Source organism: Priestia sp. MDV22-iso46, from assembly GCF_058629175.1.
Genome location: NZ_JBZVWT010000008.1, coordinates 57,353 through 78,715 on the forward strand (window position 1 = coordinate 57,353; position 21,363 = coordinate 78,715).

General features: G+C 37.8%; 6 protein-coding genes. All 6 read right to left on the reverse strand.

Annotation, left to right across the window (positions count from 1 at the left end; genetic code table 11):
* Positions 1-55: 55 nt before the first annotated feature.
* The 6 genes from AC4NPH_RS25345 to AC4NPH_RS25370 all read right to left on the reverse strand — a co-directional run bounded on the left by AC4NPH_RS25345 (position 56) and on the right by AC4NPH_RS25370 (position 21,358).
* Positions 56-529: a phage holin family protein gene (locus AC4NPH_RS25345; protein WP_491939116.1), complete on the reverse strand. Its 474-nt coding sequence runs from the start codon at positions 527-529 to the stop codon at positions 56-58.
* Between the two features lie 120 nt (positions 530-649).
* The gene (locus tag AC4NPH_RS25350) at positions 650-1,270 is read right to left on the reverse strand and encodes a DUF4376 domain-containing protein (RefSeq protein ID WP_491939117.1); all 621 of its coding nucleotides are present in this window, start codon (positions 1,268-1,270) and stop codon (positions 650-652) included.
* Positions 1,271-1,334: 64 nt separating this feature from the next.
* Entirely contained in the window at positions 1,335-6,128 is a 4,794-nt protein-coding gene (locus AC4NPH_RS25355) for a poly-gamma-glutamate hydrolase family protein (protein WP_491939119.1), read from the reverse strand.
* 28 nt (positions 6,129-6,156) lie between these two features.
* Positions 6,157-15,375: a hypothetical protein gene (locus tag AC4NPH_RS25360; protein ID WP_491939120.1), complete on the reverse strand. Its 9,219-nt coding sequence runs from the start codon at positions 15,373-15,375 to the stop codon at positions 6,157-6,159.
* A gap of 80 nt (positions 15,376-15,455) precedes the next feature.
* Positions 15,456-18,659 (reverse strand): hypothetical protein, encoded by a 3,204-nt coding sequence (locus AC4NPH_RS25365; RefSeq protein ID WP_491939122.1) that lies wholly within the window; start codon positions 18,657-18,659, stop codon positions 15,456-15,458.
* 20 nt (positions 18,660-18,679) lie between these two features.
* On the reverse strand, positions 18,680-21,358 hold the full coding sequence (locus AC4NPH_RS25370; protein WP_491939123.1) for a LamG-like jellyroll fold domain-containing protein: 2,679 nt from the start codon (positions 21,356-21,358) through the stop codon (positions 18,680-18,682).
* Positions 21,359-21,363: the final 5 nt, after the last annotated feature.

Consider the following 21,363-nt stretch of genomic DNA (forward strand, 5'->3'; position numbering starts at 1 on the left):
TAGATGTCAATATCTATCTCTCAACTTTTTAATAAAATCTGAGTTTTATTAAATATTACTTCTTGTCAGTCTCGAACTTCCCATCTTCATTCAACTTCGCTTCATCTCCACCTTTACCCTGAAATACAGCAAGGCGATCGATTATAGCTTGTGGAATTGGAACACCCATTTGCGCCAAGTTTTCAAGTACACTACTTCCTTCAACAAAAATGTAGAACCAAACAGCAATGGTACGTAGAATTGGAGCGTCTTCGGGCATGAGTTTATCAAACTGTGTTGCAAGTACGATTACGATAAAGTAGCCAAACTTTGTAGCAAATCCTTGTCGCATTCTTTTACTTGAAAATTCCTTTGTGTAAAATCCCTTAATAATTCCTGTTAGCATATCTAAGACAACACATGTGATAAACACTTGAAAGGCTGTATCCCAACCTCCAAATAACGCTGTTAACCCTGTCATACCGCCTGTGAATAACAGAGGCAAGCTGTCTAAATGTTCTTGCTTAAAATAGCTGAATAGTACTTTCAATGGTGACACCCTTTCATTATGAATTTGCGTCATAATGATTTCCAGTGTCATCCAATTCCCTTAACTCTCTGATTATACCATATATCTATATATTTATCAATACTTTTGTTTAATATATTTTTACACAGTAGTATCAGGAGTTTCTGCAGGAGTTCCTTCTTCAATGGGAGTTTCGTCTACTGGAGTTTCAACATTTTCTTCTGAATTATTTTCTTCAGGAATAGTTTCCTCTTCTGTCGGAGTCTCTTCAATAGGTTTTTCTTTTCCAATGTTAAGAACCTCCTCATGTGTAGTAGCTTCAGCAACTTCCTTCTTAAGCATGTCGTACTTAAAGATAAGAGCCTCTTTGTTTTGCATACACTCGTAGAATACCTTTATCCACTCTTCTCTAGGGTGGTCAACGAATCCTGCATCTTCTGTTTTCCATTTAACAATCTGTGCGTCAGGATGATCGTTTAGATATTCTTTTCTTCCTAGCATGTTGGTTTGGTCATCACGATTTGTTCTGTATACGTGACCATTTGAAGCAGTAATTCCTACAAGTATTCTGTCTTCACATTCTTCTCTTAGCTGTTCGATTCTAAGGTTTTTATGATGTTCTAGAATATACTCTTCTGTTATTTGCTCCATAGGCACTCCCTCTTTACTAGCAAGATAAACGATAATATTATTCTTTTCAAAGATAGAGAGGGCATCAAAGCCCTTCTCTACTATTAATTTATCCAATGGATTTGTAATCACTTTTCATTCTCCCTTCTTACTTATTCTACAATAAACAACGTAATTTATCAATACTTTTGTTTAATTATCTTTTGCGGAGTTTTCCTTCTAGATAATCAACCTTTGCACTCAATTCTTGAATAGCTTTGAATGCATATGCTAGACCAGCATACAAGTCTAAACCGATCCCCTGAGCATCAACCATATCCATAGGTGCTTCTTCCAAGATGAAACCTGTTCTTTTCATCTCGTTATCATTGTCAGCATTTAAGTGATATTGATAAACAGGCGTGTCTAAGATTTCTTTTAATGCAGATTTGTATAATGGCTCAATATTCTTCTTCCATTCTCTACGAGAACTTACCTTGAATTCTGAAGCGTAGATAGGAATATAAGCATTATCGTTCGCATTAGTGGCGTGAATTCCTGCAGTTCCATCATCAACCTTTAAACGAGATGCGTTTGTTTTAAGGATAACCTCATTAGCATCAGATTGAATAACAAAGTTATTACCTGTTGCGTTCTCATGTCCAAAGAATGACTTACGACCAGCACCTGTTCCATCAGGGAACATCTCGATATATGCATCAGCAGTACCAACCATCTTCAACATACCACCTGCGCTACCCGAAATAGTAGTAACACCTTGCAACGATTGATTTCCCCAAACACTAAGGTTTCCAGTGGCTGTAATATCCTTAGCTGATAGACCACCATAGTCAGTGTCGTTCCAGTTTCTAATTTGTACAGTGTCAGAACCTACAAGACCTTTGACGATTGGACTACCTAGTTTTAATCCATAATGTGTCCCATATTTTTTAAGTGTTACATCGAAAGCCCCATCCATAACAAAGTTAAAAACTGGTGTATCGTCAATCGCTAGATATGTTAAATCGTTGGTAGCGTAACGTGTACGCTTAATAGTTCCTGCTATAGAGTAGTCGATTTTCGAACCATCATCACCAAGATAGAATGTGTTTCCTCTTGCCGATTCTAACCGCACTGCTGTTAATACAGCACCAGCGCCAAGTGTTACGTTACCATTTGCATCAACTTTAAATTGACCATTGCCAACAGTGATTCCATTTAAAGATTTGATATGTTTAGCTTCAATTGTACCATCTACAATTAACTCAGCATTTGCCATACGATGAATACGAATGTTGTCAACGATAAATGAGTTATTTGCTGTTTCATTCGAAGAGAAGCTGATCCAAATTTGAAGGTAACTAACGCCAGCAGGAACAACAAAAGTACCTGATTTATAGCCGAAGTTTTGACTCTTAGTTCCTGACCAATCTACCGCAGTGTACCAGTGGTTATCGCTACTTTTCTTAGCATCATATGTTTTAAATCCAATACGCCCAACGCCACTACCGTTGGAATTGTAGTATCTACCTTCAGCACCAACATAGAATTGCTGTCCTGCGGATACAGGGATAAGAGTGTCCATATATGCGCTAGAACTTTGTGTAGCATACGCATCAATCTGAAAAGCCCTGTTACTACCATTTCCATAGGTATAAGATGAGATATCAACTACACGATAGTTAGTCCCGCCTGTGAACCCCATAGGATTTGAATTAGGAGTGTCTAGTTCGAAGTCAGGGTTTTCACATAAGTTTGTAAAGTCACTCATCAACATAGATTTAGCGAAGATAGTTCCTGTCGCAATGTTTCCACCGTTAATCTTTGTAGCGTCACCATTGTATTTCCATAGGTCTATCTTAGTCTTGGCATCATTCCAGTTTGTCGCACCAGCAATCTTGGCATCAGGAATAGTTCCATAGATTTTATCAGGGTCTAAGTTTCCATCGCTTCTAAAGTTGCTTGCTCTATTCCAAACTGTCTTATTGTCATCAACAGTCTTTGTAACAGTATTTGCTGTGGTGTTTGCTGTATTAGCTGTACTTTGTGCGCCATCTGCTCGTGACTTCGCATCTTCACTAGTTGCCTTGATAAGAAGTGCTTTCTTATCGTAGTAATCATCAAACTTCGCTCTAAACGTTGTAGAGTTGATTGAAGTAGTTGTAGTCATATCAGCTAGTATTGAAGTTATATCTGTGTTCAGAGTATTGTAAGCTGTATTGAAAGCATCTCTTTCTGTAGTCTTGCCAAATGTTGTACCCATGTTATAAAGAGTTGTTTTCTCTGCTTGAATTGTAGCCCACTCTTTTTTAAGCTGTACTTTTTCTAAAGGAGTCACTTTAGAATCTGATGACATATCTGCAATATCACTCTTAGCTTTGTTAGCAGTAGTCTCAACCTCTTCAATATAACCAGTTACCTCTAAAGGACTTGGAGACCAAGAAGTAGGCTTAGAACCTAGTTCTACTTGCAGTTCTCTGATTACGAATCCTTGACCATCTACGCCAGTTCCAACGATACCAATCAATAAGTTAGCATCTGTTAAATCAGCAGTATGAGAGAACGTAAAGCTTACTCGTCTACTGATATTGTCGTTTTGGTCATAAACAGGAAAGTCATTCTTAACAAAGTTATTCAGCTTTTTAATAGTAGTTCCTTGACCACTTCTCAGATATACATAGTCAAATGAAGTCTCAAAACTATAAGCACTTCTAGCAATGAATGAACATACATAAGTCTTATTGGCTTGGATGGCGAATGTTGGCGTTTGAACTCCAATAGAACTTGTTGTAGCTGTTGCACTCCAAACCCTTATTCCAGTCTGCTTACTAACAGTTCCTGCTGGGGCAAATGTAGCAATTGTAGCTGAACCATACGCTTTCCAGCCTGAAAGGTCTCTAAGGAATCTAGTGTTATTGACTAAGTTTCCTCCACCAAGTTCAAGACCATCAATTGTACTCTGAGCAGTGTTTGCAAGACTTCTAGCCTTCTCATTAATTACCCTGTTAAGGATCGCTTTCTTATCGTAATAGTCATCGAACTGTGCTCGGAACGTTGAAGCTGTAACACTTGACGTTGTCTGCATATTTACCAATACACCACTAGAACCATTTAAAGTTGTATTCAAAGTATTGTATGCATTAACGAAGTTTGTCTTCTCTGTTGTGACACCATAAGTATTTGCTAATGTTTCATAAGAAGGTTTCTCAGCGCTAATTGTCGCCCATTCCTTCTTCAGTTGGACTTTTTCTACTGGCGTAATCTTAGAATCAGAAGACATGTCTGCAATCATCAAGTCAGATTGATAAGCCTTAACCTCTTCGCTCGTAGCTTCTCTAATATGAATTCTATCAAACACGATATCTTTAGGCGCTTTAGCCCATAGACCTGAGTAGTTACCCATTAGATATCCTGCCATGTTTGTCCATCCAGTTAAATCATCAGTAGGTCTGACTATCATCTTTCTAACAGTGTACCACTTATTTAAATCAGGATTAGTTACTTCTTGATTAAGCTTGATATACTGTCTATAAGGATTCATTCCTGTCCAATCAACAAGCAATCCTGCACCTTCTAAAGTTCCACTTACTAAGAGAAAGTCCATCTCTACTACAAGGTATTTAACGTTAGCTACGTTAGGGATGAAGAATGGAGCATTTAAGTTTAGTCCTAAGTCCTCTGTTCCAGTAGCAACCATTCTAATAGCATTACCACCACTTCTGCTCAGCGTATTCTCTTTCTTAACGCTTGATTGAACTGTTGAACCCCAATATCCAGTACCAGCAGGAATAGAGCCTGTCCAATCTAGGAATAGTGGATTCTTAATCATAGAGCCAGCGATTGTATTCTTAGCATCTGTAGCCATACTCTGCGCTGTATTGGCACTTGTCTGAGCATTACCAGCATTAGTATTGGCTGTATTTGCTGTCGTTTGCGCTCCATCTGCTAAAGTTTTAGCCTTAGTGGAGATTACTTTGGATAGGATCGCAAGCTTATCATAGTAATCTGCGAAGTAGTTTCGCATAGTCGTGCCATTGATACTACTTACTGTCGTTAGGTTTGATAGTAATGGATTTACATAGTTGTAAAGAGTAGTATATGATGTTCCATAGTTTGTCTTCTCTGTAGTGATTCCATAAGTTGTAGCAAGAGTATCATTTTGAGCCTTCTCTTTGATGATATTATCAAACTGGATTTTCAGGTTTCTTTTTTCTAATGGAGTTAACTTGCTGTCATTTGACATGTCGTTAACAATAGATAAATTGTAATCTGCACTTAGTTCTGATTTAGCAAGTTCCTTGAGGTTATATTGCTCACCTAGACCAAATCCTAGATTACCTTTGAAATCCATGTTGTAGGTAGTTTGATTATCTGTATTAAATCTTAGTTTCTTATACTCTTCTACTGCTGTATAAACAGCCTCTGCAAAGTCATAAATCTTCTGCGTCCAGTTCTTTCTATCTGAACGATTTGATTTTGACCAATCATAATTTGTGAAAAATGACTTTCGTTGCTGGGATGTTAATTCAAGCTGTACACATCCACCCTTCAATGTTCTATTAGATACGTTGTCAGGCTCTTCTCCAATAATGTTAGAAGGTGCGATTACAGCGTTAAATCCTCTCTTCGTTAATTCTGACCAAACCGCATTACGCAAAGGGATATCATTACCACCGATGTTTATAATCTCTGTATCTCCCGATGCACCATGCACTGCTACGTGATTCATAGCATTAGTTACCATCTTAACCATAGTAGGTTCATCATAATGAGTAGATGTAACGTGTAGGTCTCCATTATTTGCTGAGCGAATTCCTTCAAACGCAAAGTAGTTATAGCTACCTAGTTCAGCAATAAGAGTGGAGAGTTCAGAGACACCAATCTCTATCCCTCCACCATGGATTCCTGACACGAGAACATCTGTATCGTATGTTCTCGTGACAATCTGCCAATCTACTCCTTCTACTGTGTTTTGTTTCATTTCTGTCATTGAAGCATATAAATCTGCCATAGAGTAACTTTGTTACCTCCTTTGAATGTTATGCTAGTTCTTTATCAAGTCTAGCTTTCTTCGATATTCTCAATCCTTTAATAATGGTTCTACAGTCAGTTGCAACGTCTATCGTTTCTCCTGAATTGATATTTCCAAGAGCGTTTTTATCATAAGCCTGAATTCCTTGTTGAACTCCATTTATGAATAAGCTATAAGACAATGTCGCTGAAGACCATTTAATTGCCACTCTGAAATTATCTCCTGCTCTAACGAAGTCAGATAGGGTAGTTACACTAGTTGAACCAATGCTTAGTTTCACTTGGTTTGTGCTAGTTAAAGATAAGACCATCTTGCTTCCTGAAGAGTAATCCATAGACATTAAAGTTTGGTTTTTACCAGCCTCGATCGCATAGAATGCAGTCTCGATTGTACCCTCTTCAACATATACAGCATTATCAGTAGGAATCTTAAATGTTTCACCTTGAGAACTTTCAACTACTAATCCATTCATGTCGTAAACTGGCTGGTCAACTCCATAAGTTCTACCTTTGTAATCCCTTGTAGTTGCACGTTTGAAAGTTGGAGGCTTAGCACCTGAAGATATTCCACTCTCATTAGTATTCTTAGTAGTTGATTCAACCTTAGATTCTGTTGCAGTAATTCGCTCTTTTGTAGAGTTATCGAATGAAGAGAATGTTACTTGCCCTTCGATATCAACCTTACTACCTTGAATCTTAACTCCCTCTTTAGAAGCGTTGATTGAAGCTAGGACTCCATCCTTTTTAACTACGTTGATAGATACTTCATCAGCAGTTTGTTTGATTTGCGAAGCCATTGACTCTAGCTGTCCATTAGTATCTTCGATTGCTGGTTTCCAGCTAGTCTCCTTGTTTCCAAATTCGATTTGAAGATTAGAGATAGTTACTGTTCCAGTTAAATTGTCTAGTCGTAATTGGATACTCTTCGCAGTTCCATCTGTAGGTTGAGTTACTGTTTTAGAGAAGTGTTTTTTAGTTGTACTTACAGCAACAGTTCCACTCAACGTTCCCCAAGGAGTTCCACTCCACTGAACTATAGCAGTACCACTATTTACCGATGAGACAATGTCAAATGAAATTGTAATCTCTCTTCCTGCAACAAGACTGAAATCTATGTCGTAAAGATTAGATGTTTGGTTTGTTCCACCTGTACCTGTAGCAGTCTTTGCAGTACCTGTACCACGAGCCAAGTTAGTACCACCAATTGAAATACCATCAACTTTGTTACTAACGCTTGTCACAGTGCTAGTAATGCTATCTGTGGTCTGTTTGATTTCAGATTTTGCATTTGTGACAGCAGTACTAATCTTGCCATCAGCCTCAGTCTTCGTATAAACATCTGTCTTCTCAGCCTTAGAAGTTATTGAACTATTAAGCTGGTTAATAGATGTTTGTTGACTAGTAAGTGTTTGACCTTGAGTCGTTGTAGTAGACTTAAGCGTTGATACATCAGAGGCGATAGAATCAGTTGTAACTTTGATACTAGCCTTTGCATCATTGATCGCAGTCGTTACTTTCCCATCAGCCTCACTCTTCGTGTACACATCTGACTTATTAGCCTTTAATGTAATATCACTAGATGTTTGGTCGATAGTAGTCTGCATCGAAGTTAACTTAGTCTCCAATCCATCTACCTGACTTTGTGGAGTAACCTTAGTTACTCGTACATCAGTGAAGAACCAGTTACCATAACTTGAGGATGCATTGATTTGAGAGAAGAATCTTGCTCTTGTTTTCCCTGCAGGGACTGTGTATACTTGTTTGAAATATTGCCAAGTACCAGTGCCATTTCCAACGTGACCAGTAACAAGCCAAGTGTTTCCTGTGCCAGCATTGTCATTAGTATGCAATCCAAGACCAAATTTTTGAGTACTATCTGTACTAGCAACCCATCCTTCTACGATAAACTTATCTCCCTCTTTTACAGAGAAGTAATCATTGATATAGTTGTCTCTATTACTCTGTCTTCCTACGAAGTTCTTAGGTGCGCCTGAAGGCACTCCTGCGTCTGTAGAAGCGAAAGCAGTAGCACTCGTATAGTAAGTGTTCTTCTTTCCTTCAAATGAAGGGTTAGGATTATAGTTAGTCGAATCGGTATTTAGAGAGACCTTGTCATTTAATACATCAAATGTGCTCTGAGCAACTTTAGTGGCAATGTTGTCGTTCGCCACAGTTAAGCTTGACTCAGCATTTGTCACACGAGTAACTAATGCATTGAACGTTGAATTATCAGTTTTACCAGCCAATAGATTACTAGCTTCTGTCTTAGTGTAGACATCAGTCTTATTGGCTTTTAAAGTGATAGACTCATTGGTTTGTTGAATCTGAGTTGCCTGATTAGAAATCTGTAATTCAACAGCATCAATCTGACCATCAATCTCGCTCTTAGTGTAAGTTGTAGCCTTATCAGCCTTAAGAGTGATAGACTCCGCAGTCTGAGTAATAGAAGTCTCAGCACTTGTCATTCTATCTCCAAGCGCAGTTAAATCACCTTTAACCTCGTCAGGACTCAATCCCCATCCAGTAGATTTACTACCTTCTTCCAATTTAATCCAAGCGATTTGAATCTCTCCAGCATTATCTCGTTTAGATAGATAGAGTACTGGTTGATTACCTACAATCTTAGCCTTTTGAGTGAAGGATACTTCTTTCCACTCACCGTTAGTAGAATCAATGTAAGAGTAATCAAATACATTGTTTGTTCCATTACCATCCATATAAGTTAAACTGAAATCAGTTGTAGACTTAATCATCAGAGTAGTAGTATATTCTTTATCTGCCTTAAACTTTTGTGGATAGTAAGTGTATAAAGAGTTCTGTAGTACCCACCAACTTGTTCCACCATCGTAAGTAGCCTTTAGAACTTTCCCATAAGTAGAATCATCTACTAAAGCATATGATCCAGTAACACCTGAACCTTTTGATAATGCCCAATAAGTCAAGTCTTTGAACTTACCACTGTTTCTAAGAATCTGTCTTCCACCTATAGTCAGGTCTGCAAATTCAGTCTTAGTTACACGTTGAGTGATTTGGTCTGCTTGCAATTCAATTGAAGCTTCTGCATCAGACAATCTACCAGTAACCTCATCCAGTTCAGTCTTCTCAGCTTTTAATAAGATTGAATCCTGAGTCAATGAGATTTGAGTTTCAGAGTCGGTAATACGCTGGTCTAAGCCATCAATAATCTGCTCGTCAACTTTTAACGCAATGCTCTCATTCAATTGTTGAATTAGCGTTTGCTGGTCTTTGACAGTATTATTTAAAAGGTTGTAATCTGTTGTACTAACCTTTTGAGTAATCTCATCTTTTAACTGAACGATATCAGACTCTGCAGTTGTTAACTTTTGAGAGTAGGCATTGAAATCAGTTTGAGACACCTTAGAATTGATTTGGTCAGTATGAAGGGTGATTGAAGCTTCTGCATCAGAGATTCGATTGCCCATCGCTGTTACTTCAGTCTTTGTTGCTCTTAGTGCAATGTCACTTGCATTCTGAATAATAGAAGTTTCAGCTTGAGTTAATCGTGTCTCATTCTTATCTCCTACACCAATTACTGAAGTCATCTTATCTACGACATCAGATAGTTTAAGACCTAGATTAACGCTCTCTCCACCAGTGTTTTCATAGTGAAGGATTTCAATTGTATTCCATCCTGCTCTGAACGCTACCGCCACAGTTAGAGGAGTTGTGTTGCTTCCTCTTCCCATAATGCTACCGCCATTTAAGAAGATGCTTGCTCCATCATCGTTGGTAACACTCAAGTTTATTGTCTTAGCTGTATTCATATAGATATTTGTAAAGTAATGACCTACATAATAATCACCAGTAAATGGTTGTAGCTTAGAGTTATCGTCATAATCAATAACTAAACTAGGTGTCTTGCCTTTAATATGCGAAAATACAGGAACTGCAGATGATGAACCTAAGTTCATATCATATTTACTAGCAACCCATCTATTAACACCGACAGCATTATCCATCTCAGTCTTCGTTACTCTCTGAGCAATTTGATTGGCGTTAACTTCGATTTTACCTTCGGCAGTGCCAACTCTTGTTCCTAAATCAGAAACAGACTGTGCGCTTGCTTTAAGTGCGATCGCATCCTTATTAGCAGTAATCTGAGTTTCTGCTGTGGATACTCTACCCTCAAGTCCACCAATATCGTTTTGAACTTCTTGGACAGTTAAATCAAATCCATCTGCTCTTTGGTCAAGCGTCGAGATTTGACTAGTGTGACTAGATACTGTTCCATCGATATCATTAATAGTAGTCTGTTGATTAGAAGCTGTTTGCTTAATACCATTGATGTCAATATCAATCGAAGACATCTTGTTGTTATAAGTTGTCGTATCTACTTTTCCACCAAGCTTTGAATCTACTTCTGTCTTTTTATAAACATCAGTTGCATTCGCTTTAAGATTGATAGAGGTCGTATGCTGACCAATTGTAGTTTCAGCATTAGAAATTCTAGTTCCCTGACCATCGACAGTTGTACTTAAACTAGATACTGTTTGCGAGATACTATCTGCCTTTTGGTCTACGTTAGAGATACTTTGATTTACAGAATCAAACTGTGCATCTGTATCTAAGAAACTTGGAGACCAGTCAGTAACCCTTGTCCCACGAACCATCATTAAATGAGAAACCCAAAGCTTACCATTGCGTTGTAACCAAACCCTAGCATTTGCCTTTACAGTTCCTACTGGCGCTGTAATGTTTTCTGTAGTAACCTTTTGCCATTGGTCTAATTTCGATAAACTAGGCTTTGAAGTTGCAGTTGCAAGAGCACTTATTCTCGTTCCATCTGCTTTATAGAATTGCATTTCAAGAGTAGGTGAATTACCATCGATTCCATGCCCTGTAGGAATGTAAACCTCTGCACTAGCTGAGAATACTTCCCCTTCTTTCGCTTCAATAAGAGTAGGGTTGGCACTTCTCCATGCGTCTCCACTTAGTCCTGATACATCGTACTTAAATGTGTTTAACCCTTTATTCAGGAATGATGTATCTCTCGTTACTCCTGCTCCAAGAGAAAAGTAAGAGGCATCTTTCTTAATAGCTGTATTTCTTAAGATGTTCCCTGCACCAATTTGCATATTATTAATCTTAGAATCTACGTTAGAGACACTTTGACTGATCCCATCAGTTGTTACTTTAATTTCAGCTTTGGCATTGTTCACAGCAGTTGAAACTTTATTGTCAGCCTCAGTCTTCGTATAAACATTGCTTGCTTCAGCCTTCAATGCGATACTACTATTTAACTGAGTAATGCTAGTCCCTTGGCTAGAAATTGTTCTTCCTTGCTCATCAACAGTATTAGTTAAAGAACTAACAGACTGCTCAATACTGTTCGCTTTTTGAGTTACCGTAGATACATTTGATTTAGTTGTATCTAAATCGCTTGAGATATCAGATACCTCTTGTGTGATTCCATCGATGTCTAATTCAATCTGAGCAACTTTATTGTTGTATGTTGAATTATCCACCTTTCCACTCAATTTAGAATCTGCTTCGCCTTTCGTGTAAACGTTACTTGCTTCTGCTTTTAAGGCGATAGAACTTGCATGTTGGGCAATTGTAGTTCCTTGAGTTGTAACAGTTCCTTTAAGGGTATCAAAGTCAGTCTGTTCAACCTTAGATTCAATGGCATCTGCGTTAATCTGAATACTTGATTCTGCAACACTTAATCTATCCTCTGATTGACTAGTTCTATTTGCAAGTAAGGTAATATCAGATTTAGTTTGAAGAATTTCTGTCTCTTGTACAGCCATTTGCTGAGTAGTTTGGTCATACTCTGAGTATTCAACTTTCTGTGAGATTGAATCTGCAAGCTGTTCAATAGAAGATTGTTGATTTACCAATCTGCTATCATGGTCTCCTAGAGTTGTATTAATCTTGGAAACATCTTGTTTAATACCATCTGTAGTAACTTGAATCTCAGACTTAGCAGTGCTTACTGCAGTGTTGATTTTCCCATCAGCTTCAGTTTTAGTATAGACATCTTTCTTTTCAGCTTTCAAGTCAATACTTTGGTTTAACTGAGTGATTGATGTTCCTTGGGATGAGATTGTCTCACCCTGTTCGTCAACGGTTGTACTAAGAGAAGTTACTTGCTGTTGAATACTGTCAGCTTTTTGGTCAACACTAGAGATATCTTGGTCTAACTGAGTGATTTGACCAGTTTGAGTATTGACTGTGCCTTTTACATTAGTTACTTCTTGACTAATACCATCTGTAGTAAGTTTGATTTCAGCCATCTTATTGTTATAAGTAGTATTATCAACCTTGCCACCTAGTTTACTATCAGTCTCGCCTTTTGTATAAACATTAGAAGCTTCTGCCTTCAATGCAATTTGATTTGAGTGCTGGGCGATTGTAGTTCCCTGAGTCGCTACAGTTCCACTTAAAGTATCAAAATCAGATTGTTCTACTTTAGAAGTGATAGCTTCAGCAGTTTGGGTGATGTTTGACTCATTAGTAGTAACACGAGTTGTTAAAGCAGATAAATCAGATTGCTTAGCCTTAGAATTGATATCCTGTTGCATAGCATTCTTATCTGTAGTATAAGTAGTCTTTTCTACTTTAGAAGAGATTTGACCAGCTTGTACTTCCAGTTGAGCCTCAGCATCTTCTACTCTTCCTGTCACTGTATCTAAATCAGTTTGACTAGCCTTAAGCGCAATAGCGTTTTTGTTCTGAGTCACCTGAGTTTCAGCAGTTGACAACCTACCATCGATACCCTCTACATCGTCTTGAATTCCACTTACTGTTGTTTGAATCTGAGTAGCAGTTTGTTCTAATGTAGAAACATCTGTTTTAAGGTTAGTTATTTCACCTGTAGCGTTATCAATCTCACCTTCAGTAGCTGTAACCCTCTGAGTGATTCCATCGGTTGTAAGGTCAATCTCAGCCATCTTATTGTTATATACTGAACTGTCAACCTTGCTTCCTAATTTTGTATCAGTCTCGTTTTTCGTATAAACGTCAGATTTTTCAGCTTTAAGATTGATTTGTCCAGCCTGTGTAGTAATCTTACCTTCTGCAGTTGAGACACGACCTGTTAGCGTATCCATTTCAGATTGACTTGCTTTAAGCGCAATCTGTCCAGCTTGGGCAGTGATATCGCCTTCTGCTTTAGTCACTCTTCCCTTAACAGAATCCATTTCAGATTGGGTAGCTTTTAAAGCAATTTGCCCAGCCTGAGTTGTGATACTCGCTTCAGCATTAGTAAGCCTTCCATCGATATCTTCTGATTTAGTAGCAAGGATTTCTACTTGAGAAGCAGTCTGTAGGATACTTGTTTCTTGAGTTGAAACCTGTTGAGTTAACTCATCATAATCACTATACTCTACCTTCTGCGTGATCGAGTCAGCTAACTGTTCTACAGTCGCTTGCTGATTAGTTACTCTTCCTTCTAAAGCATCATAGTCAGTCTTTTCAACCTTGGAAGCAATCTTTGTAGCTTGAACCACTAACTCAGCCTGTGCCGATTGAACATCTCCACTCAATGAGTCAAAGTCTTCTTGAGAGGCTTTGAGTGCAATTTGCTCAGCGTTTTGGTCAATTGCTGTTTCAGCATTGTGAAGTCTTGTCTCGTGACCATTCGTAGTCTGTTGTAGATTACTTACATTCTGACTAATACCATCAGTAGTAACCTTAATCTCAGCAACCTTATTATTGAAAGTCTGAGAGTCTACTTTTGTGCCTAACTTTGTATCAGTTTCAGTTTTATTGTAAACATCTGTCTTTTCTGCCTTTAGGCTGATAGACTCAGAGTGCTGTTCAATAGTTGTTTCAGCAGTACTCAATCTCTCATCAGTAGCCGACTTATCAGCGTTATAAGTATCTTGAGAAACTTTGGTTGTCAATCCCTCAGCATTTTGAACCACCTTAGTCTCAGCTTCAGCAAGTCTACCGTCTACATTTGAAAGATTGGTAATTGTTGTGGATAGTTCACCTTTTGTCTCATCAATTTCTTGATTGATCGTAGTGATATCTCCTTCAATTCCACTTGCTCTAGTTTTAAGACCTTCGATATCTGAGTTAACTGTTCCAATCTTTGTATCAACAGAGTTGCTAAGGTTAGTGATAGATTGATTAGCTGTGTTAATCTTCCCTTGTAAATCAGTCTTAGTATTACTTAAATCAGTCTTAGTTCCAGCCAAGTCATTCTGAACATTTGTCAGATTTTGCTTAGTTGTATTCAAGTCTGTTTGAGTATTAGTAATAGACTGCTTAGCATTGCTAATCTCTGTATTGGCGTTAGTGATATTGGTTTCAGCCTGTGTAACTCTATCTTCGACTTCCTCAATTAAATCATTAGTAGTTGCTACATCAGAGTTAATCTTGTTGATTAATTCTTGCTTGTTACTAGCTACTGTTCCTTCAAGCGTATCAACGTCAGATTGCACAGTTCCAATAGCATTATTCAATTCTGTCTTAGCAGTTGCTAAGTCATTAGTTGCTTTTGTTTGAGTAGCAGTAATCTTCGATTCTAGGTCAGCCTTTTGTTGAGTTACTTTCGCATCTAAGGCATCTGCATCAGCTTGAACTGTATCGATAGTAGTAAGTATTTCAGACTTTGTAGTATCAACCTTTTTATCTAAGTTAACGATATCTGTTTTAGCTTTATCAACCTCAACTGTTTGATTTGTGATATCTTCGTTAACGCTATCTACGACAGATTGTAAGTCTATGCTATTCGCTTTCTGTTCAAGACTTTCTACGATCCCAGCGTACTCTTGCTGATATTGCTCAAGGTTAACCTTTTCACGAAGTTCTGATTCGATTTCATCATATTTCTGTTGGTGAACAGAAGCATCTACCTTCTTCACTAACTGACCATCAACATAATCAACGTCAGCTTTCTGAAGTAGTTCAGTTTTAGCTTCATCTAGGTCAGAGACAACTTGGTCTTGCCTTGCTTTCAATTCATCTGCTTTAGTTGATAACGACTCTTGCTCTTGATTTAGGAGGTCTATTAGTTCTTGCTGATTCTTAATGGTTTGTGATTGACTTTGAACGTCAGATGTAACAATATCAACATCGCTCTGAACTTGGTCTATCTTATCCTGTACTACTTCTAGGATGCCACCATCAATCAAGCTATTGATTGCCGATACTATATCTTCTTTATTCTCAGTTTTAAGCAGAGCCAAGTCTCCAACTGTTTTAACAGAAGCGTACTTCCATTCGTTGTTTTCTAAGTATCTGATATACCTTGGCATTACAATCCTCCTTTTGATTATCTTTATTTTTATTATACAAAAAGAAAAAGTATATGTCAATACTTTTGCTTAATGTTTTATTAAAGTTGGAAGGTTACATTTCCATTTTTATCTTTAATCACGAACTTTTTCATAACTCCATTTAGATATCCTGAATCTGCAGAGTATCTAGTACCCATGAACATTCTACCTAGGTTTGTTGAAAAACCACTTGTAGTAGTTTTACTAACTTGTACGCCATTCAAATCAACATTTACATACTTTTGATATTCCCATTCAATCTTCAGCTTATTGTCTGTTTGAATATAAGTCTCATCTACTACAACGAGTCCCATTCCTCCCATTGAAACTTGAAGCTTCTTGACTGTAACATCATAGTTTACGAACATTCTATTGTTGGTAGTGTCAAAGAGGAAGTATCCTTTGTTCTTTGATTTCACAATATCAGCAGACCATTCAATCTCAATCGAACCTTTCTGACCATCCATAATGAGTTGAGGATTAAGAATTTCCGCAGTTTCAGACTTCCTATTACCATCAGTCCACGATGTAGCAAATGGCTTCTCTTCTACTTGGATATTAGAGATAATCCATTCAGTATTATCTACCCATGACCAAAAGTTAATAGATTGACCTATCCCATTAGTACCTTCATAAGTCATTGTCTTGGTTGATGACATATGTTTCTTTTCACCATTTTTCATAGTACCAGTGTCAACGACTGTACCACTTACAGGGTCAATGGCGATTCTTAATGAACTATCTGCTCCACCCACCTTTTCTACATCAAAGGAGAAAGTGTAAGTTTTGTCTCTTACAAGCGTACAAGGAACTGTGAATCTAGTATCAGTAGTATTAGTACCAGCAACAAAGAATACTCGATGCGTATAGTCATCTAACTTCGATACCAAAGCCCTTGCTCCCGAAGCAATTCCACTGCGCTGTTTAGCTACGTTAGAAGTGTACTCTTCTATTAACATACCGCCATCTTTAAGGCGTGGAGAGTTACGAGTGTAATAAACCCCATCTAAAATCTCTGAAGTCTCACGTTTGAAGTCAACTGAACGCTTCTTATAAGGCGCTTTAACCAACTTCTTCTTAACTTCAGGAACGTACTCTAAAGGTTCAAAAGAACTTGGAGTACCTCCTTCATATAGCATGAAGTTTTTAAAACGAGCCTTCCCTCTATTAGTTTGGAAATGCATTTCCAACCAATAGTACTGAGCAGATGCAGGAATAGAGAATGATTTCGATAGAGTTCCAGAATTAACAGTTGTATATCTATATGTTCCAGTACTATCTGCATATGCAATAAAGCATACAGCGTTAGGAGTTATTTCATCAATGCTAAGAGTATAAAGAGTGTCTCTCTTTAGCCCTATAGAATTTGAGTACTTGAATCCTGTGTAGTTACTTACAGGATTAATCTCTCCTTCATAATCTGATAAGATAACAGCATTTCCATCTGTTCGTGACCAGTATTTTAAAGAAGGAAGCATATTCTTCTTAGGCACTAGCTTATCAGCTTCATTAGCGAATGCGAAGGGTTCAAAGTCAACCTTTGTAGCGCCTTCTACCATCATAGGCTTGACAATATCAATTTCAGCAAGGTCATTAGCGCTTGTACTCTTGTACATTCCTATAATAACCTTATCATTGTTCCCACTGTTGAAAACATTAGGACTTATTTTTGCAGAAGGCGTTAAATCTGTTCCTGACATAGAATAGATATATACACCTCTTCTACCATCGTTATCACTATCATGGAAGACTGTATAAAGTGTATTTGGTTTCACATCTACTACCTGAGAGACCATACCATTTATACTTGATATGATAATCAAGCTGTCTCCGTTTAATCTATATCCCTGAGCCTTAAATGATGAATCGAAGGTTCGACCAGTGACCCAAGCTTCAGGATTAAGCATATTTCTCTTTGGGACTAAGTGTGCTGACTTATTGCTCTCTTTAAATGTCTTGAATGGAGTAGAATTAACACCTTCTTCAAGTTGCCAGTTTCTAAAGTAGAAAGTGCCAGCACCTAGTCCTCTATTTGTCAGTGAGAACATAATATACGCACAGTTTGAAGGAGTAGTACCTGACACGTTTGCACTTATAGTGTTATAAGTCTGAGTGATCGTACTCTTATTTGCATCTAGATAGAATAGATGGATATCTCCATTTGTCTCACAAGATGTTTTGTAAGTTGTATTAGGCTTTGCAGGAATGATTATCCTTACATCTCTGTTGTTTGCAGATGCGACTAACTCTAATTCATATTTTCCTTTTACAGTTACATAGTCTGTCGCACTAGGATTATAGCCTACAAGGAAGTATGTGTATAAAGGCATCAAGTAAGCATTTTGAGCAGAATTGATAAACCTATCTGTATTAGGAATTAAGTTCTTTTGGGGAACTAATCTTCCTGACTTTGGCTTTACTACTAATTCATAACCTTCAAATGGAGTAGCCATACTACCTTCTTCAATCTGTACCTTAGTACCTGAAGGAGTAGCATAATCATGCCATCGAATATAAGCTGTCCTAGGTGGCGTAGTAAACTGTATAGCAGTAGCACTATCACCTTTAAGCAGAGTCGTGATAAGTGTTAAATCCTTATCGTAATAGAAGAGTCTAGGATTCCAGTTTGAAGTTGTATCCTTTGACATGGTGTAAGTTGTATTTGGCTTGGCAGGAATGTAGTTTACACTTCTCTTATTTACACCACTTTCATTTACTCCAGTGCTGGCATTGATGTTCCCATCCTCAATTAGCCCATCAAAGATATTCTTCTTAGGAACTAATTCAGTTAAGCTTTTAGCGCCATCCATATACATTTCTTCAAAATCTGTAGCGTATATCCCCTCTTCTACCTGAAGACCTCTATAGTAGTAAGTCTCAGAGGAATATGAGTTGTTCTGAATCTTAAAAAAGATGCTTGTTATATTGGAAGGAACAGCTATGTTCTCCATCTTGTTGGAGTTTGAAAACTGAACATTCTTATTAGTTATAACTCCATCCACATACCAACTAAGTTGAATTGCTCCACCCAAACCTCTTATCTCTTGAACAGAGATTGATATTCTCTTCCCTGCTAATGAAATAGGAAGAGAACATGTCATTCCTACGTATCTAGTATTATCCACACTTGCAAAGGTAACTTCATAACCATTCTTTACAATATCTCTTGCATCCCCAGCCTTCTTCCAAGCTGGGTCTTCAAATGGTGGAATGTAGTTTTTTCTAACCCTCTTTATAGAGGGCTTATTTAATTCTTGCAACACTAATTGATGCACCTCCTAATCTATAATCTAAACGTTGTTTCGCCATTGCGATTTCTGATAATAAGGCTCTTGTAAATAGCATTTCCGCATCCATAGGATTCGGTAACAGCCCCTCTACTCCCAACGTTTAAAGAGTATTTATATGAATCTTCAAATGTCTTCATCATACTACCAACATCAATAATCTTAGAATCGTTAACCGCCAACACAGCTTTGTTATTAGCCTTATTCCAATCCATTCTATACTTGATTGTGTCGCCATTTTTCCAAGCTACATCATCTTTGTACCCAATGAGATTGATTCCACTTACTGGACTGACTATAACAAACTCAACTCTGTTAGCCTTGGAGTAGCTTCTGCGAATTATAAATCCACCAACCCCAGCAATATAGCAGGAAAGGTCATGTAATCCCCAATTCTCTCCTCCAAGTTGAACAGTCTCTCCACCTAATGGAATTAATTCCATTTCTATAGAGCCTCTTTCTTTATCTATGAATCTTCCAGCATCAGTGATAGCTAGGTTCTCTTTTCTACGCTCTCCGATCACTGGAGGTGTAGCATAGTTCTTCTGCTCAACCTGAACTCCTGCAAGATAGAAATCATTATTCAACACATTCTCAATATAGATGATAGGCTTGATATTACTAACAGCAGTTGAAGCGTATTCGATTCTATTCCAAGCATTCATTGTTAGATTCTCAAACTTCTTATCTGTAGCAGTACCTCCACCGCCACGCAATCCTGTACGAATATTATTATGTGTTAATGGATATATCCAAAATGAAATCGTATATAATACATTTGGAGTACTAATTTGATTCTGACTGTTGATATAAGGAGTAGAACTGTCACTCTCTAGATGAACCTTATAAACATCGAGACCAGCTATTGGAGGAGCGATGTCTAAAACTTTATCTACCGAAGTTTTTGTTCCACCTCTTCCCCAAATATCCTTATTGGATACATCGCTAGGAAGTATGTTTTTACTAACATCTCCTACATAAATTCCATCACGAGTAATCTGAGGTTGATTAGCCATAAGTACCTCTAAATCTGTAGTTAGCAATCCTGAACGAGTAAAAGTAAATGGATAGCTTTTAACAGAAGACTTTGGTATTAGGTTTCTTTTTAACTTACTTAGAACCTTGTATGACTCAAACTCAGTAACCACAGAGCCTAATTCCAACTGAATCTTTCTGTAGACTGCTTTGGTTGGCATTGGTGTATAATTCCCTGTCGTCACAGAAACATATCTCTCATCTGCTGTCGTAGTAAAGGTTGCAAAGCTTCTTCCTGTACCAGCAATCTGTCTTCCATTTGAAGTATTTACAATATCACCATAAACACCATTATGAGTTGCTCCAGTAGTCATTCTCTTCTGCGTCATGATAGCGAAGTTTCCAAATACTGAAGTGTCAGCATGCTCCAATGATATTGTATACGTTGTATTTGGTCTAACTTCAATATTCTTATATACAAGACTTCCTAACTGATTGCCCATCTGCAAAGATGGATCGAATTCAACGCTATGCTCATTCTTAGGCATCAAGTTTTTACGAGGAGATTTCTTAGATAGCTTTTGCCAGTATTTAGCACCATTACCGCCATTGACAGTAGTAGTATTTCCACTGACTAAGTCTACAGGGTTAGAAGAAAGAACCTTTTGTTCTGTAAGGTCATAATCAAGAACTAGTCCCACCTTAGAATCCTCTAGCACTTCTTTATCTGATAGTGTTCTATTCCAAAGTTTGCTTCGTTCTATTGTTCCAACATACTTGTAAGTTAGATTGTAGAGAGCGCCCATAGTCAACGCTGTTGAATATGTGGTAAAGTCATGAGTAGACTTGTTAACAGCGTAGTGATTTGTTGCTCTTCCTTTTAAGACACCATCTATATATAAAGATATCTCCCTATCAGACGACCTATAGGTTAGGGTTGCAGTTACCCTTTTTCCAAATGGAACTGGCGCTGTAATTACTACCCTACTAGTTGTCCCTGTAGACTTGTCCTTATAGTGGATTTGAGTTCTAACCGTTTGGTCTACTGCATTGTATATAAACCCTTCATGCCATCCTGACCAACCAAAAAGCATACCCTCCGTAGATTGTAATCCAGTTTTTTTAGGAGTAAATGTGACTTGCATAGAGAAATCTCTCTCAGCAGACAAGAAGCTGTTCATATTATCTATTGTTAAAGACGATGTGCCATCAAAGACAATTCCTTTTTTAGCAGTAGCATTCATCTCATGCATCTCTTCAAACTTAGTACATTCACTACCTATTTCTAACTGTACATTCTTAAACAGTACAAAGTTACTGCCAGTAGCAGTAGAGGACATCTTTACTCTGATGCCAGTTGCTCCTTTAGGGATAGCATAATTCTCGATTTTAGTAGTCTTAGCATTTACTCCTCTATAGACAGGACTAGAACCTCCTGCTGGTTGATAGATAATTTCTATCCAAGGAGAAATCCCTTCTGCGTACTCGCAAGATAATGAAAACACATTTCCTGCAAGAAAGTCAGGAAGATAGATATTTACTCCTTGATATTGAGGAGCAGTAAAACTCATGTTGTAACCTTCTCTAAAAAGGTCTGTAGGTGAGAACCCTGTATTGGTTGTCCACCCTTCATTATCAAAGGGTGGAAGTATATTTTTTCTATATTCTTTTAAAGCTGACTTATTTTCACCAAGTATCACTTGTT